This is a genomic window from Bifidobacterium indicum (assembly GCF_036987015.1).
Classification (GTDB): domain Bacteria; phylum Actinomycetota; class Actinomycetes; order Actinomycetales; family Bifidobacteriaceae; genus Bombiscardovia; species Bombiscardovia indica.
In genome coordinates this window covers 386,204-400,915 of the sequence record NZ_BTXM01000001.1, presented here as the reverse complement: position 1 = coordinate 400,915, position 14,712 = coordinate 386,204, and the positions used below count along the sequence as shown (strand labels likewise).

Below are 14,712 nucleotides of genomic sequence, written 5' to 3'. Positions count from 1 at the left end.
CAAGGTAATCAGGGACATGATCATGATGGTGGTCCCCACAACCGCCAGACCAGGCAGACAGACCCCGACCTGTCTACACAGACGCCGGAGCGGTTTCCTTCCCCCGGCCGCTGAAGAAGGGGAATCCCGAGTGTCTCCTTTCCTCGGTTTTCCTCTGCCGAGGTAGCGCAGGACCATAAGAACCCCTGAACCGAGGACAATCACCACTACCAAAGCGGCCAAACACCACCAATAGGCACCCAACGAACCAATCTGACCATCATCAGACGCCCGGGGGCTTCCGGAACCTTGCCTGACCAGACCGAGATGATGTCGTCCAAAGAGGTGTTGCACAGCCAGGACCGTTGCCCATGCCGTACAGGCCACGGGAAGAAACCTCCAATCCCGGCTTCCCTGCTCTCGCCCCAGATAGGTGAGTTCACGGCCCTTATAGGAGGATTCGACCCTTGTACCCAGGCCCAGCTCCCACCTCACTGGACCTCCAGGAAGGCCCGCAGCTTTTCGAGGGTCTTGGGCCCTATCCCCGAGACATCCAGCAATTGATCCACTGATGAGAACCTGCCGATACGGCCACGATGCTCGACAATGCGCCGGGCCATGACCGGTCCTACCCCCCTGACCCCCTGCAACTGTTCGACGGTGGCCGTATTGATATCCACCTGGCCCGTAACAGGACCACCTCCTGCCCCCGAATCTCCCGCACCGGATGCCGGATTCCGGACCTGCGGCGGTGGAAACCCGGACGAGTCAGGTGCGGTCGCGGAACCGGACGCAGGTTGACCAGGCCCGGCATCCTTACCGTCACCGGACACCTTCCCAGAGCCGGACGTGCTTGATTTACCCCCCGATGGGGACTGCTCCTTCTTCCCGTTCTTCTCCCTCTTCCTGTCTGCCGCCCTGCCATCCGTCGCAGTACCGGCAGCCTTGCCCGATTCCCCGAACGACCCAGCCAGGGAGGCTGACTGTTGAATGAAGAGGGTCAGACTCGCCGCCAGGGCAACCATCAGAACCAGGATGGCAGCCAGGGCATGGGCGGGTTTGAAGATCAGGCGGGGCTTATCCCTGACGACGCCTGTCGCCCCCACCTCCGGAAGGGCGGTCATGGCCCGACCGATAAGGGGCGGTCCGGGAGGCGGAGGCGAACACGGTGCCGGAACGGCGCCCGCTTCCCCCTCCCCTGGTTCGGCACGAGGGGCTGGAGGGTCCAGGAAGGCGGTCCAGCTTTCATCCTCGTGGCCGCCATATGGGGAATCTGCACTCATTGGCTCAGACTGGCATGAAAAACCCCTCCCCGGTATCGGGAAGGGGAATGTGGTCAAAGGTGGAATACGTCACGGCAGAGGCGACCGATGTCCATCAGTGCAGGCACCCCGATCCATCATGCATCGAACCGTATGCACCGGTGGCGGGCGCACAGTCGATCAGGCTGGAACAATGGAGACGATCTTCGGCGCCTTGACGATGACCTTGCGTGGCTCCTTGCCGCCCAGTCGCTCCTGGATGGCGGGCAGGGCCAGGGCCTTGGCCTGCAGCTCCTCGGCGGAGATGTCAGGACCGACCTCCAGCTTGCCGCGGACCTTCCCTTTGACCTGGACGACAGCCGTGACCGTATCCTGCCCAAGGTACCGCTCATCCCAGGTGGGCCAGTCGGCGTGGGCCATGGACTCCTGGTGGCCGAGCTTGTTCCAGAGCTCCTCGCAGATGTGGGGTGCTATGGGCGACAGCATGAGGATCAGGGGCTCAACGGCTGCACGCGGGGTAACCTTCAGCGAAGTCAGGCGGTTGTTGAGCACAATCAGCTTGGAGATGGCCGTGTTGGGCCGCATCCCCTCCATCTCGGCGGTCACGTCATGGATGGTCTGGTTGAGCAGCTTCAGGGTCTTCTCGTCCAACTCACCCTCATCGACCACCACCTGACCGGTGGACTCGTCGACGACGTTGCGCCAGAGCCTCTGCAGGAACCTCATACCGCCCACCACGTTGCGGGTGTTCCAGGGGCGGGACTCGTCCAGGGGGCCCATGCTCATCTCATAGAGCCGGAAGGTGTCGGCCCCGTAGGTGCGGTACATGTCATCCGGGGTGATGATGTTCTTCAGGCTCTTGCCCATCTTGCCGAACTCACGGTTGACCCGCTCCCCCTGCCAGGTGTAGATGGTCTTGCCGTCCTCCTCGCTCTCCTCAACCTCGGCGGCGGGTACGTACTGCCCGCGCTTGTCGGTGTAGGCGTAGGCCTGGATCATGCCCTGGTTGAAGAGCCTGTGGAAGGGCTCCTTGGAGGAGACGAATCCCAGGTCGTAGAGCACCTTGTGCCAGAACCGGGCGTAGAGCAGGTGGAGGACGGCGTGCTCGACCCCGCCCACGTAGAGGTCTACACCACCGGACTCACCGGCCGTTGCGTTATGGTTGGGACCCAGCCAGTAGTCGAACTCCCGGGGTTCCACCATGTGCTTGGTGTCGTGAGGATCGATGTACCGCATGTAGTACCAGCAGGACCCGGCCCAGTTGGGCATGGTGTTGGTGTCACGATGGTAGACCTTGGGGCCATCGCCCAGGTCCAGGGTCACATCCACCCAGTCCTGGTTGCGGCTGAGCGGAGCCTCCGGATTGGACTCGGAATCCTCCGGGTCGAAGGTCTTGGGCGAATAGTCCGGCACATCGGGAAGGGCCACCGGCAGCTGGTCGTCGGGAATCAGGTGGGGCAGACCCTGGTCGTCATAGACGATCGGAAAGGGCTCACCCCAGTAGCGCTGACGTGAGAAGAGCCAGTCGCGCAGCCGGTAGGAGACCGTTCCCCTGCCCACTCCCGCCGATTCCAGCCAGGAGGTCACCCGTTCCATGGCCTGGTCCACGCGCAGACCGTCCAGACTGAGGGCATCACCAGCCTCCTCGGTGGCCTCGATGGACGAGTTGATGACGATGCCGTCATGCGAGACGAAGGGGGCCTTCCCTTCGAAATCAGCCAGGTCCTGACCTGAATCAGGCAGTGGCTTGACCGTATAGATGACCGGCAGTCCGTACTTGGTGGCGAAATCGTAGTCACGCTGATCCCCACCGGGGACGGCCATGATGGCACCCGTCCCGTAGTCCATCAGGACGTAGTCGGCCGTGAAGACCGGAAGCCTGGCCCCGGTGATGGGATTGACGGCATAGAGCCCGGTGAAGAGCCCGGTCTTCTCGCCGGCCTCATCCACCCTGTCCCTGGCCGTCTTGGCCTCGGCGGCCAGACGGTAGGCCCTGACGGCTGCCGACGGATCGGGATAGCCGCCCTTCCAGTCCTCGGGAACCCCCTCCGGCCACTGATCGGGTACATGCCTGAGAAGATCATGTTCGGGCGAAACCACGGCGAAAGTGGCCCCGAATAGGGTGTCTGGCCTGGTGGTGTAGACCTCCATGGTCCTCTCGCCATCCTTGGCGGGCACCTTGAAGAGGACCGAGGCACCATGCGACTCCCCGATCCAGTTGCGCTGCATGAGCTTGACCTTCTCCGGCCAGTCCAGGATGTCCAGATCCTCGACCAGGCGGTGGCCGTAGGCGGTGATCCTCATGGACCACTGCTTGAGCTCACGCTGGTAGACCGGGTAGTTGCCACGCTCGGAGCGCCCCTCGGCGGTCACCTCCTCGTTGGCCAGGACCGTGCCCAGACCGGGGCACCAGTTGACAGGCGACTTGGAGATGTATGCCAGTCGGTAATCGTTGAGGACATCCGAACGCTCGGCCTGGTCCAGATCATCCCAGGTCCGGTCGGGATAGCCCGGAATCGCCCGGGAACCCGACCTGAAGGATTCCTCCAGCTCGCTGATGGGGCGGGCGGAACCGACACCCCCATCCCTGCGCCGGTATTCGGTGTCGTACCAGGACTCATAGATGCGCGAGAAGATCCACTGGGTCCACCGTACGTAATCGCTGTCGATCGTGGCGAAGGAACGACGGTCATCGAAGCTCAATCCCAGCCGGTGGAGCTGCCAACGCATGTTGGCGATGTTCTGCTCGGTGGTCACCCTGGGATGCTGCCCCGTCTGGACGGCGTACTGCTCAGCCGGCAGCCCGAAGGCATCGTACCCCATGGCGTGGAGGACGTTCTCCCCCTTCATCCTGTGGTAGCGGCTGACCACATCGGTGGCGATGTATCCCAGGGGGTGGCCCACGTGGAGGCCCTTGCCCGAGGGGTAGGGGAACATGTCGATGACGAAGTACGGGCTGCGACCCTCGGCGTTCCTGCCCTTGGAATCCTTCAGGTCACCCGCAACGTTCGCCGCCCAGAAGGCGCCCTCCTGGTCCCATTCCTTCTGCCAGTGCTCCTCTATGGTCTGGGCCATCTGCGCATCGTAGCGGTACCTGGGCTGATCTGGTTCCTGGGACCGATTCTGGCCCCTGTTCTCATTCGCGTTCATAAGCTGAATTATCGCCATTCACATGGACACGGGCCACCCGAGGTCCACTTGGCGAATCAGGCGGTCGGATGAGGACAGCCTGCCCTGCCCCATGCCAGGACCGACCCGGCACCCCTGCCGGATCAGACGGGCCGTCCGACTCCGGCTATTCCTGCGAGGGGGCCCCGTCCAGACGCACAGGCTGACGGGCAGCTGGCTCGGTCTTGAACCCTATGGACCGGGAGGCATGCAGCAGGGCCCGTTCCCAGGATCCATCCTTGAACATCCGCCTCAGTGCCGCATTGATCGTGGCGACCAGCTCCGGGTCGTCCTTGGAAACGGCAATGCCGTAATGCTCCTGGGTGAAGGGGGCACCAACCAGGCGCAGCTGTTCGCCCCCGCGCACCTTGGCCAGACCCGCCAGGGCAAAGTCATCACCACTGGCCGCATCGGCATCCCCGCTCAGGAGGGCGGTGACACACTCGGTGAACTGGTCACGCTCCTGCACCAGGGCCCGGGGCGCCCGCCGTCTGACCACCTCGGACGAGGAGGAACCCCTGGCCACACAGACCCGCTTCGAATCCAGTGTGTTGATACCGCTGATCTCCTCCTGGCCGCGACGGACCAGAAGATCCTGCCCGGCAAGGAAGTAAGGCCCCGCAAAATCCACCAGCTCCTGCCTGGCCCGGGTGATGGAATAGCCGGCAAGGACCATGTCGACCTTGCCCTCGGTGATCATGCGCTCGCGGTCACCGGGCTGGACCTGCTGCCATACGATCTGGCTGTGGGAATACCCCAGTTCATGGACCACATACTTGGCCACATCCACTTCGAACCCCTGGTAATTCCTCGATTGCACGAAGCCCAGTCCGGGCTGGTCAAAGGAGATGCCCACGTGAATCTTGGGGCCGATCGAGCTGACGTCGTACTGGGCCGCGGACTGCCCGCACCCGGCCAGGGGCAGGGACAGCATCAGGGCGGTCAGGGATGCCACCAGCTTGCGCGCTTTCATGGGTCCTCCTACTTGAACATCTTGGACCGGGTGAGGAACCAGGTAACGAGGCCGGTGATCAGCATGGAGGCGATCACCACCACCGCGAACCCCCAGGGCTTGTCCGTGAAGGGCATACCGAACATGCCGTCATTGAAGTTCATGCCGTACATGGAGAAGATCAGGGTGGGCACCGACATGCTGATGGAGATGATCGTGAAGATCCTCATGACATTGTTCACGTTGTTGGACACAATCGAGGCGAAGGCGTCGGTCATGCCCGAAAGCACGCTCGAGTAAATGTTGGCCATCTCGATGGCCTGCTTGTTCTCCGTGATGACATCACCCAGGAGGTCTTCATCATCCGGGTACTGCTTGATCCGCTCCAGGCTGGTCAGCTTCTCCAGGACGATTTCGTTCGATTTGAGGCTCGTGGCGAAGTAGACCAGGGTCTTGTTCAGTTCCAGGAGCATCAGGATCTCCCGGTTCTGCATGGAATGGCGGAGCTTGAGTTCCAGCTTGTCGGATTCCCTGTCGATGATGCGCAGGTAGCGCAGGTACATAGTGGCGTTCCTATACAGGATCTGCAGGATGAACCGCGACTTCATGAAGGTGTTGAACCCCCGGATGGTGCCCTCCATAAAAGGATGGAGTAGGACGGTATCCTGCATGCAGACCGTTACGATCAGGTTCTCGGTGACGATGATGGAGAGAGGGATGGTCTCGTAGTAGTCGCGCCCGTCACGCTCCTCGGCCCGGGGAATGTCGACGATGATCATCGTGTAGTCATCCTCGACGTCCACACGCGAGCGCTCCTCGTCATCCAGGGGGGCGCGCAGATCGGCCAGGTCGATGCCGGTACTTTGGGCCACGTTGGCCAGTTCCACGTCGGTGGGGGCGGAAAGGCATATCCAGGATCCCTTTTCCCCCTGTTTGATCTGCTCGATCTGACCGTTCATGGTGCTGAATACCCTCATCATCGCCGTCACCGCCTCTCGCTCAAGACCGGGCAACTGTTGCCACGCTTATCCGCAGAACCCGATACCAACAAAGCCGTTCATCGGTACCGATCCCAATTCTTGCAGAATAGTCGCAACCACCCCCATCAGGGGTTCCGGGAGGGTCTTCCCGGGGATGTACCGGCGGCCGCAGGACCGAATTCCCTTCCGGGGGTTTTCTATTGCCTCCACGGTTTCAGAACGGATTGCGGGATCCTGGAGGCGTCAAATCTGTAGTGTCCGGTGATGGGACGGTGCGAGGCGGACCCCAGGTAGTCATTCTCGCGATCTTTCTGGCCCATGTTGTGCAGGAGGAGAGGCACGCCCCGCCCATCACGCCTGTCGGAGACCATGCCGATATGCCATGAGGTGTCGAAAATGACGATGTCGCCTTGCTGCCACTGGTCATGGGCGGCTGTGTCGGTGGTCAGAGACTGGGCGTACCTTCCCAGGAAGACCCCGAGCACGTTGGTCCTTCTGAAGTCGATGTTGGGATCCGGCCTGGATATGGCACCCGCATAGGCGGACGGATTCGCGGCGGTATCCGCGTCCACCATGGCCTTGAGGTCATAACCCGCATGGCTGAAGTCACGCCAGATCTCGTCGGTGCAGGCTCCCCGATCATCAGGGGGATATCCGCCCTGGTAATAGCCGGTGTCATACCTGCGATGCCGTTCGGCACCCTCGTGGGCACCTCGGACCAGGTCGGTGTAGTCATCCACCCCGTCATGATCGTAATCAATGCCGGACTTCAACTTGGGGTAGGCGGCGGTCTGCTTGGGAGAAAAGCCCGGAACGTCCTTCCCCTCCTGTTCGGACGCCCCGGCCTGGCTGGATTGTTCCGTGGACTGGTTGCTTAACCGGCCCCGAGCCCGAGTACGGAGGGCGGGCAGACCCCATAGCAGACCGGCTCCGATCAAGGCGAGGACCACAATGGCTGCCACCCAAACCGCCGGGTGGTGCTTTCGATGCATGGATCGGTCTGTTCCCGGGGTTGAGCGCACGTTCACCTCATTTGGTTGCGAAGTGGTTGACCGGCCCGGAAGCGACGCAGGTTATCCAGGCAGATCTCAATGATCTTATCGACATTCGAAGCCAGATGGGCCCCGCCGGCCACATGCGGGGTAATCAGACACCGCGGCTGGGACCAGAGGGGATGGCCCACCGGCAGGGGTTCGGGTTCGGTCACATCGAGTCCGGCACCCAGGATCCGTCCCGCCTCCAGGCCCTCGGCCAGGGCCTGGCAATCCACGGCATCCCCCCTGCCGGCATTGATCAGGACCGCTGTCGGCTTCATCAGGGCCAGACGGTCCTTGTTGATGATGTGGTGGGTGGCCGGTGTCGATGGGAGGGCCATGGCCACGATGTCCATGTCGGGCAGGAGCTGGTCTACCCGGTCGAATCCGGCCAGGTGGTCGAACCCCTCGACCGGCTTCTCGGGATGACGGCGGATACCGTATGTCGCACCGCCCACGGCCTTGACCAGGCGGGCGAAGCTGGCTCCCAGGTCCCCGGTTCCCAGAACAAGGGTCTTGGCTCCCCTGGGTGAGTACACGGCCCCGCGGGGCTGCCATAGCCCCTTGTCCTGATTGTCCCGGTAAGCGGGCAGGTCCTTCAGAAGGGCCCACATCATAGCGAACATCTCCTCGGACACAGACTGTCCATACACGCCCGAGGCGCTGGTCAGAGCGGCCCCTTCAGGCAGGATACCGGGTTTGAGATAAGCGTCCACTCCCGCACTTGAGGTCTGCAACCAGGCCAGGTTCCTGCACTGGGCCACCTGGTCGGCGGGCGGGTTGCCGAAGATGATCGTCGCCTCGGACCTGTTCATCTCAGGCACGCCCATAGGCCACTGCATCTGGTTGCGCATGGCCGGATCCACGATGAACTCCTGCCGCATGCCGTCAGCCGCCTCAACGAACCGGTTGCGCTCCTCCTGGGAGAGTGGCAGGCAGTTCACAATCACCTGTTCGGATTCCCTGCCTCTGGTCTGAGTTTCGTCTTCCATGACCATCGACCCTGCCTTTCCTCACACCTCATCAACGTGTCATGCCCAAGTATCCCGTACACCAGACATCAACCAGTCAGGGCGTGTGCACTGTCTATCATGCTATCGCAGGAAGACCGGCAGAGGTCTCATTGAGCCCAGACCCACCCGCTTCACATGCACAACCCTGCCAACCCTTGCAAAATCAAGGCGACACACTGATTTGCCCCTCTCTTGAACCTTGGTGTACTATAAGCAAGGCTCAAGAAGCACGGGGCTATGGCGCAGCTGGTAGCGCGTCTCCATGGCATGGAGAAGGTCGGGGGTTCGAATCCCCCTAGCTCCACAAGAAATTAGTCGCTCGATTCACTCGGGCGGCTTTTTTGTTGCAATCCCATTGTTTTGGGGCATTTCCCGCTCTCACCATATACTGGGTTTTAGGCGGTTTCGGACCGTTTTAATCGGTTTCTAATAGGACAACTAATAGGACAAGGCATGGGAAGAACCAGGGCATTCGGCAGCATCCTCTACAAACCAAACAAAGCAAATCCTACCAGGATAGTTGCCTCGTTCCCCACGCCTTTGGAGGCCTTCGAACAATGGCCCAACCTTGCGGCCAGACAAAGCAAGACCTTCAAACCAGATATGGAGGATGACGCGAGAGCCTGGCTGAGTAAGGCACGCAAGCAAATCGAAGCCGGAGTCTGGGAACCAGCCATCGTCAAGAAACGGCAAACCGCCTCGCAACGTCTAACCGTAAACGACTACTATCAATCATGGCTAGAACATCGAACATATAAAGGGAAACCGCTCAAGGCCGGGAGCAAATACCACCTGCGTAAGGACATCGAGAACCACGTCCTCCCGTGGTTCGGCACAACCAGACTAATCGACATAACCCAGGCTGACATCGACCAGTGGCTGGCATCCATGCCATCAGACCAGGCGTCGATGAAGGTGAACGCTTACAAGGCACTAAAGGCCATGCTGAGGACCGCGAGCCAACCTGGAGCCCACGGGGAGCCTCCACTCATACCCGTATTCCCGTGCACAAAGCCCCTTTCTCATCCAGGAAGGAAAACGCAGACCGTCCCAGCCACACCAGAAGAGGTCAAGGCCATCTACGATGCTATGCCGATGCGATACCGAATGAGCATTTACCTGGCAGTGTTCGGCGATGGTCTGCGTATAGGTGAAGTCTGTGCCCTCCAGCGCCGGGATGTCGATCTTAAAACGAGAACACTGCATATCCGCCGTGGCAGGGTAACAATGGACTCGGAAAAGCTGACAGATACCCCGAAAACGGAAAGGAGCATCAGAGATGAACGTATCCCCCCTCAACTGCTGCCCCTACTCCAGCAGTTCCTCTCGGAACAAGTACCGCGCGGTGAAAAGTCATGGCTCTTCCCCGAATTGACCGATAGCACCAAACCTGTCCATCCCAACTCCCTACGTTCCTGGTACAGTAAGGCCAGGATCAAAGCAGGTAGACCAGATCTGCGCTTCCATGATCTCCGCCATACCGGGCTGACCTGGCTCGCTGCAGAAGGCGCGACAGTTAAGGAGCTTATGGATGCTGCAGGCCACGCTGATGTGGACACTGCAATGCGCTACCAGCACTCCATCGACAAACGTAAGGACATCCTGGCCGAGAAGTTGGGTGCAAATCTCCTGCCGGATGAGACGCCGGAATTCCTGCGAGCGCGGATTGGGAGGATTGATGAGGATATTGCCGGTTTGGAGAGGCAGCGTGCGGATCTGGTGGCCCGGCTTCAGGAGTTGTGAGTGTGGTATTTGCGTTCGAGTTGGATGATGTCTGCTTCTCTGGCGCTGTATCGTATGGCGGTGAGGTCCTGACGTATTTGTTGGTGTAGTGCTTTGAGTTGTTGTTGTTCTTCTTTGTTGTGCCCTGGTTGGTGTTCCTGGTCTATGATCTGGTCGAGTTGTTTATGCAGTAAGATGGTGAGTCTCTCTTTGCAATCTTGGGGCGCCGGAAGGAGATCGGGGTGGTTATCTGGTATTTGGCTTATGTCGTCGGGGATGTAGGGCATAAGTGGATGATAGGACAACCGACGCTGGTTATCCGGCAGTGAAACGTGCCATACGGCAATCGGGGGAAACCCGCATGGCACGATAAGGCCAGCGTATAGGAGTGCGACCTGCAAAGATAGAGCAGTGTAAAAAATGGGTGTCAAAACGAAAGAGAGTAACTACTTTATTTCAAAATGACACCCTGAATTTACAAAGGCCCCGCCGATTGATCTTCAGCGAGAGGCAGGGCGGTGGAACGACGTGGAATAACGCAGAGACGATAATGACCAGCAGGGATAGCCTGTTTCCTTCAAGGGTGAGATAAATCAACCTCACTTTTGAGGTGTAGTTTTATTCTCTTCTTCTTTCCATAGTTTGTGTAGCTCTTCCACTTCACAATCCAATAGTGCAGGCTCAAATGGGTGGTTCGGCTCAACAGGGCCGGTCTGCCATGGTTCTTCCATATCAATCGTCCCGAAACTCGTTGACCGCCGGTACCGGTCTATTTTCTCAGCCAACCTGACCGGAAGCGGTGCCGGAATGTCTTCCGAGTGTCGACCCATTGGATACAGATCCTTGATGGTCTGCTGCTCTTCAGGAGTCAGCAACGGCCACCATTTCCTCACATCGCGGACGACTTCTTGCTTGTACAGATTTTGAGAATTATCCATGTTATAAGCATATCCGTATATACGACGATCGCCCCCGATCCGGTCTCCCGGAGCAGGGGCGATACTGCACTTTTCTTGCAAACGAGCACTTTTTGCCTACAAGTCCTATAAAGTGCTACTTGCCTGACAGTCGTACGGGGTTGTAGGCGACGCCGAAGCCGGCTGCGATGGCTCCTGCGGCTGTCGAGATGAAACCGCCGATCTCGGGGTGGCCGAAGCACATGAAGCCCAGGCCGACCACCGAGGCGATCAGGCCGAACACGTAGACCCAGGTGCGCACCTGGTCGCTGAAGACGGGCGTGTAGTCGTCTCCGTGTCTGGGTGCTGCGTGCTCGGGCATGAGGTTGTCTGTCATGATTGACTCCTTATCTATAGGGGTTCTGGTCGCAGATGGCGATCTGGAGACGGTCGAGGGGCTCGCCGTACATGCCCGCGTAATCGTCCCCGCCGTTGCTGGTGCCGTCGTCGCATACGACGTCGAGCCATCCCTCCCGGGCGGTTGTCTGGCTCCTGTACCAGGCCTGGGAGAGGGTCTTGCCGGCCGGTGTCGTGTAGTAGATCCTGATGCCGTCGATGGTGTGGCCGACGATGCCGGCGCACCCGTTGACGGTGTCTGCCGGGTTGCCTTGGTTGACCCAGTCCAGCCAGCCGTCCTCGATGGTGTGGACCTGATAGCGCAGGTCCCCCTCGTCCGCACGCATGTAGATCAGGTCATGCGAGGCGAACGGGACGCCGGCGAACCCGTCGTCCCCTTCCCCGAAGTCGGTGACCTCCGTCTGCCAGGAGCCTGCGAGCACATGGGCACCGTAGTGGACGTGCGTGGCCAGGGAGACCGGCGCGACAGGGGTCTGCTGTCCGGAGAAGCGCAGGTAGCAGTCCCATGGGTAGTCATAGTAGGGGTTGGTGTTGGTCTCCCCGCCGGTCTGGTCGCCGCCGGCACCCCAGGCGGTGCCGTTCTCGCTGATGCTGGCCTGGGCCAGACGCCCGCCGCCGAGGTAGACGGCCACATGGTCCAGGTCGTTCAGCAGGATGTCCCCGGGCAGGGGGTTGCCGTTGTTGGGCAGCCGCACCCACCCCCTGGCGGTCAGCTCCCGGCTCAGGTTCCCGGTGTAGGTCGCCGACCCGGTGTCGAAGCCCGCCTCCCGCAGGCACCAGATCACCAGGCTGGAGCAGTCGGCGTTGCCGCCGTTGCGGATGTTCCACCGGTCCGACTGCGAATAGCCGAGGTCGGCGATGTCGCACCAGTAGCGCATACGGTCGATCAGGACGTTCAGATCAGCCATTGTCCCGCCCCCCTTCCAGAGCCTGGGCGGCTTCCTCGGCAGAGATGACCGGTATGTCGTCGGGTGGCAGGGTCTCCCCCTGCGGTTGGTGTTCGTGCACTTGGTGGTCGGCCATGACGGCCCCCTTTCCGCCCGTCTCCGGGCATAGAAAAGGCCACCCTCGGTTGAGGATGGCCGTGGATAAAAGTGGTGGAAGGTGCTCAGGCTGCCGCCAGCAGGAAGAGGACCAGGACTCTCAGCAGGTTCCGAAGTGCCGACCCGAGCAGGAGGGCCAGTCCGAAGACGGCTGCGGATGCCAGGCACAGGCAGGCGACGATGCCCAGGATGGTCAGCACGGTTCGTCTGTTCATGACCGCCCCTTCCTGTGGTGTTGGGCCAGGTAGTCCTCGGCTTCCTGCATGACCCAGCAGTGGGCGTCCAGGGATTCGAGTTTCGACAGTTCGTAACGGACCTTAGAGCTTTGGTCGCCGGGCTGTTCCATGAGGTTGACCAGGGTGTTCTTGATGGTGTCCTTGCGGATCTCCCTGAGCTGGTCCTGCACCTGCTCGGTCTGCCTGCGCAGTTCGCTGGTCTGACGCCAGTGCCGGTTCATGTCGGAGTCGTAAGGGAGATGGCCCGGGTCGACGTGTGAATAGAGCCAAGTGGCCAGGGCGCTGAGCCCTCTCGGCCAGATCTTCACGATCAGGCCAAGCAGGGCGATCACCACCGCGTCGGAGATAAGGCCACCCGTCAACGAGTCGAGCATATGCGATACTGCCTTTCGTACCTGTAGGAAACCCACACGGCATTCACGCCCGGAAGGACGATTCCCCGTGTGGGTTTTAGTTGGATTGGAAACAAGAGATGCTTGTCCGGGAGTTCGTCAATGACCAGTGGATGCCCTCCTGCCGGGGGCTGCGCGAATGCACGCTGATCGGTTACAGGAGCGCCCTCGACCGGCACATCCTGCCGGAGTTCGGAGACGTCGAGCTCGACGAGGTCAGCGCCGAGCGGATAGAACTGTGGATGGCCGGCATGCCGAGCGAAGGCGCAGCCCGGAAAGCCTGGGCCGTGTTCCGCTCCATCCTGCGCAAAGCCATGCGCTGGGGACTGCTCGAACGCGACCCCACCATCCAGGTCAGGCCCCTCAAACGAACCGACTACCAGCCGGAGGTCCTCGACGCCGGACAGATCCGCCAACTCCTCCAGGGCTTCTACGGCCACCCTTTGGAGGCCTGGCTCATCTGCTCGGCGACACTGGGCCTCAGAACCGAGGAGGCCCTGGGGCTGGAATGGGGCGACATCAACCTGACCACGGGACACGTCCACATCCGTCGCGGCCTGCAATGGGTCGCCGGACACGAACTGACCGTCGAACCCAAGACCGAACTGAGCAGACGCACCGTGGTCCTCCCCCGGTTCGCCGTCATGCGACTACGCCAGATCAAAGGCAAAGGCCGTCTCATCGGGGACCTCAACCCGAACCAGGTCGACAGACGCTACCGCGCATGGTGCCGCCAACACAGCCTGCCCTGCGTGCCCAGACGCAACCTGCGCCACTCATGGGCGACCACGGCCCTCGCCGCCGGCGTCGACGTGGCCGTCGTCAGCCGCGCCCTGGGCCATTCCAGCATCGAAACCACCGCACGCTACTACCTCAGACCCGACCTCGATGTCCTCAAAGAGGCACAGAAACAATGGGCCAACACGATCATGAGCAAGTAGAAAGGGGATTCCGTAACCCATTCACTGGAAAGTACGACCTCTCCTGTTCCTTTCTCGTCTCAAAAGATGCAACTGGTCAAGTTCGGTCGGCTGGTCCAAGCCACGGGACAGATCAACCTATCCTCCACCTTCTCTAACCTGACCAATATCAAAGCCAACGAACCTGCATTGCCAGCCCAGTACCGTCCTGCCAGGAACACGTCCGCGACGGTCCTGTTCATGGGCAACAACTCACAGTCATTCAATCTGCGAATCGGTTCCGACGGGATCATGTACATAAGTGGATCTGGGGCAGTGGGCTATTACTTCTCTCTGCAGGGCTCCTGGTTGTCCGACTAGCATTCCGTAACCCGCACGGGGTGGACACAGGTCACACCTAGCGGAGGGTGGCAGTGGGGACAGACGGATGACCCCCACCTCTGCGTCGCAAAATGGGGGAACCTGGTGGAGCTCCGGGGCGTGATCGGCCGTCCCGGCGGCTGGAAAAGCGGCTGGGTGGTTGCCACCATACCGGCCGGCTATCGTCCGTCCGCACGGGTCTGGATGACCTCAAGCAGACGGAACGTCAGTCACCTCTACGCCGACCCGGACGGGACTCTCGGAGTGGCGAACGACACCCTCACAGGGGCCGCCTTCGCCGACCTCTTCATCCACGCGACATGGCTCATCTGAACAGG

At 60.8% G+C, this 14,712-nt stretch carries 15 protein-coding genes and 1 tRNA gene; 4 read left to right on the top strand and 12 right to left on the bottom strand.

Going from position 1 to position 14,712, the window contains the following annotated elements; all coding sequences use genetic code 11:
* Window positions 1-470: 470 nt before the first annotated feature.
* From AACP59_RS01750 to AACP59_RS01725, 6 genes are all read right to left on the bottom strand, one after another.
* On the bottom strand, window positions 471-1,103 hold the full coding sequence (locus tag AACP59_RS01750; RefSeq protein WP_339349603.1) for a ComEA family DNA-binding protein: 633 nt from the start codon (window positions 1,101-1,103) through the stop codon (window positions 471-473).
* A 318-nt stretch (window positions 1,104-1,421) separates the two neighbouring features.
* Window positions 1,422-4,391, bottom strand: coding sequence for a leucine--tRNA ligase (leuS, locus tag AACP59_RS01745; protein WP_339349601.1), 2,970 nt, complete (start codon window positions 4,389-4,391; stop codon window positions 1,422-1,424).
* A 145-nt stretch (window positions 4,392-4,536) separates the two neighbouring features.
* Window positions 4,537-5,382, bottom strand: a complete 846-nt coding sequence (locus AACP59_RS01740; protein ID WP_297316458.1) for a glutamate ABC transporter substrate-binding protein — start codon at window positions 5,380-5,382, stop codon at window positions 4,537-4,539.
* An 8-nt stretch (window positions 5,383-5,390) separates the two neighbouring features.
* Entirely contained in the window at window positions 5,391-6,341 is a 951-nt protein-coding gene (locus AACP59_RS01735) for a magnesium transporter CorA family protein (RefSeq protein WP_297316457.1), read from the bottom strand.
* A gap of 197 nt (window positions 6,342-6,538) precedes the next feature.
* Window positions 6,539-7,303, bottom strand: a complete 765-nt coding sequence (locus AACP59_RS01730; RefSeq protein ID WP_339349600.1) for a DUF1287 domain-containing protein — start codon at window positions 7,301-7,303, stop codon at window positions 6,539-6,541.
* A 62-nt stretch (window positions 7,304-7,365) separates the two neighbouring features.
* Window positions 7,366-8,367 (bottom strand): D-2-hydroxyacid dehydrogenase, encoded by a 1,002-nt coding sequence (locus AACP59_RS01725; RefSeq protein WP_339349598.1) that lies wholly within the window; start codon window positions 8,365-8,367, stop codon window positions 7,366-7,368.
* A gap of 252 nt (window positions 8,368-8,619) precedes the next feature.
* On the opposite strand from AACP59_RS01725, the gene AACP59_RS01720 reads away from it, so the two are divergent.
* Together AACP59_RS01720 and AACP59_RS01715 are read left to right on the top strand one after the other, a co-directional pair.
* A tRNA-Ala gene (locus tag AACP59_RS01720) sits at window positions 8,620-8,692 on the top strand.
* Window positions 8,693-8,841: 149 nt separating this feature from the next.
* On the top strand, window positions 8,842-10,131 hold the full coding sequence (locus tag AACP59_RS01715) for a tyrosine-type recombinase/integrase (RefSeq protein WP_339349596.1): 1,290 nt from the start codon (window positions 8,842-8,844) through the stop codon (window positions 10,129-10,131).
* A 578-nt stretch (window positions 10,132-10,709) separates the two neighbouring features.
* Here AACP59_RS01715 and AACP59_RS01710 read toward each other — a convergent pair.
* The 6 genes from AACP59_RS01710 to AACP59_RS01685 form a co-directional block, all read right to left on the bottom strand.
* Window positions 10,710-11,048, bottom strand: a complete 339-nt coding sequence (locus AACP59_RS01710; RefSeq protein WP_339349594.1) for a hypothetical protein — start codon at window positions 11,046-11,048, stop codon at window positions 10,710-10,712.
* A 115-nt stretch (window positions 11,049-11,163) separates the two neighbouring features.
* A complete protein-coding gene (locus AACP59_RS01705) occupies window positions 11,164-11,403 on the bottom strand; it encodes a hypothetical protein (protein ID WP_339349592.1) in 240 nt (79 codons plus the stop codon).
* A 10-nt stretch (window positions 11,404-11,413) separates the two neighbouring features.
* Complete coding sequence (locus AACP59_RS01700) at window positions 11,414-12,331, bottom strand: endolysin-like domain-containing protein (RefSeq protein ID WP_339349590.1); 918 nt, start codon at window positions 12,329-12,331, stop codon at window positions 11,414-11,416.
* Window positions 12,324-12,446: a hypothetical protein gene (locus AACP59_RS01695; RefSeq protein WP_339349588.1), complete on the bottom strand. Its 123-nt coding sequence runs from the start codon at window positions 12,444-12,446 to the stop codon at window positions 12,324-12,326. The genes AACP59_RS01700 and AACP59_RS01695 overlap by 8 nt, the downstream gene beginning before the upstream one ends.
* Window positions 12,447-12,531: 85 nt before the next feature.
* Window positions 12,532-12,681: a hypothetical protein gene (locus tag AACP59_RS01690; protein ID WP_339349586.1), complete on the bottom strand. Its 150-nt coding sequence runs from the start codon at window positions 12,679-12,681 to the stop codon at window positions 12,532-12,534.
* The gene (locus tag AACP59_RS01685) at window positions 12,678-13,076 is read right to left on the bottom strand and encodes a hypothetical protein (protein ID WP_339349584.1); all 399 of its coding nucleotides are present in this window, start codon (window positions 13,074-13,076) and stop codon (window positions 12,678-12,680) included. Before AACP59_RS01685 ends, AACP59_RS01690 begins: the two co-directional genes overlap by 4 nt.
* Before the next feature lie 80 nt (window positions 13,077-13,156).
* Here AACP59_RS01685 and AACP59_RS01680 point away from each other — a divergent pair, with 80 nt between their 5' ends.
* Window positions 13,157-14,035 (top strand): tyrosine-type recombinase/integrase, encoded by an 879-nt coding sequence (locus AACP59_RS01680; RefSeq protein ID WP_339349582.1) that lies wholly within the window; start codon window positions 13,157-13,159, stop codon window positions 14,033-14,035.
* Between the two features lie 543 nt (window positions 14,036-14,578).
* Window positions 14,579-14,707: a hypothetical protein gene (locus tag AACP59_RS01675; protein WP_339349580.1), complete on the top strand. Its 129-nt coding sequence runs from the start codon at window positions 14,579-14,581 to the stop codon at window positions 14,705-14,707.
* Window positions 14,708-14,712: the final 5 nt, after the last annotated feature.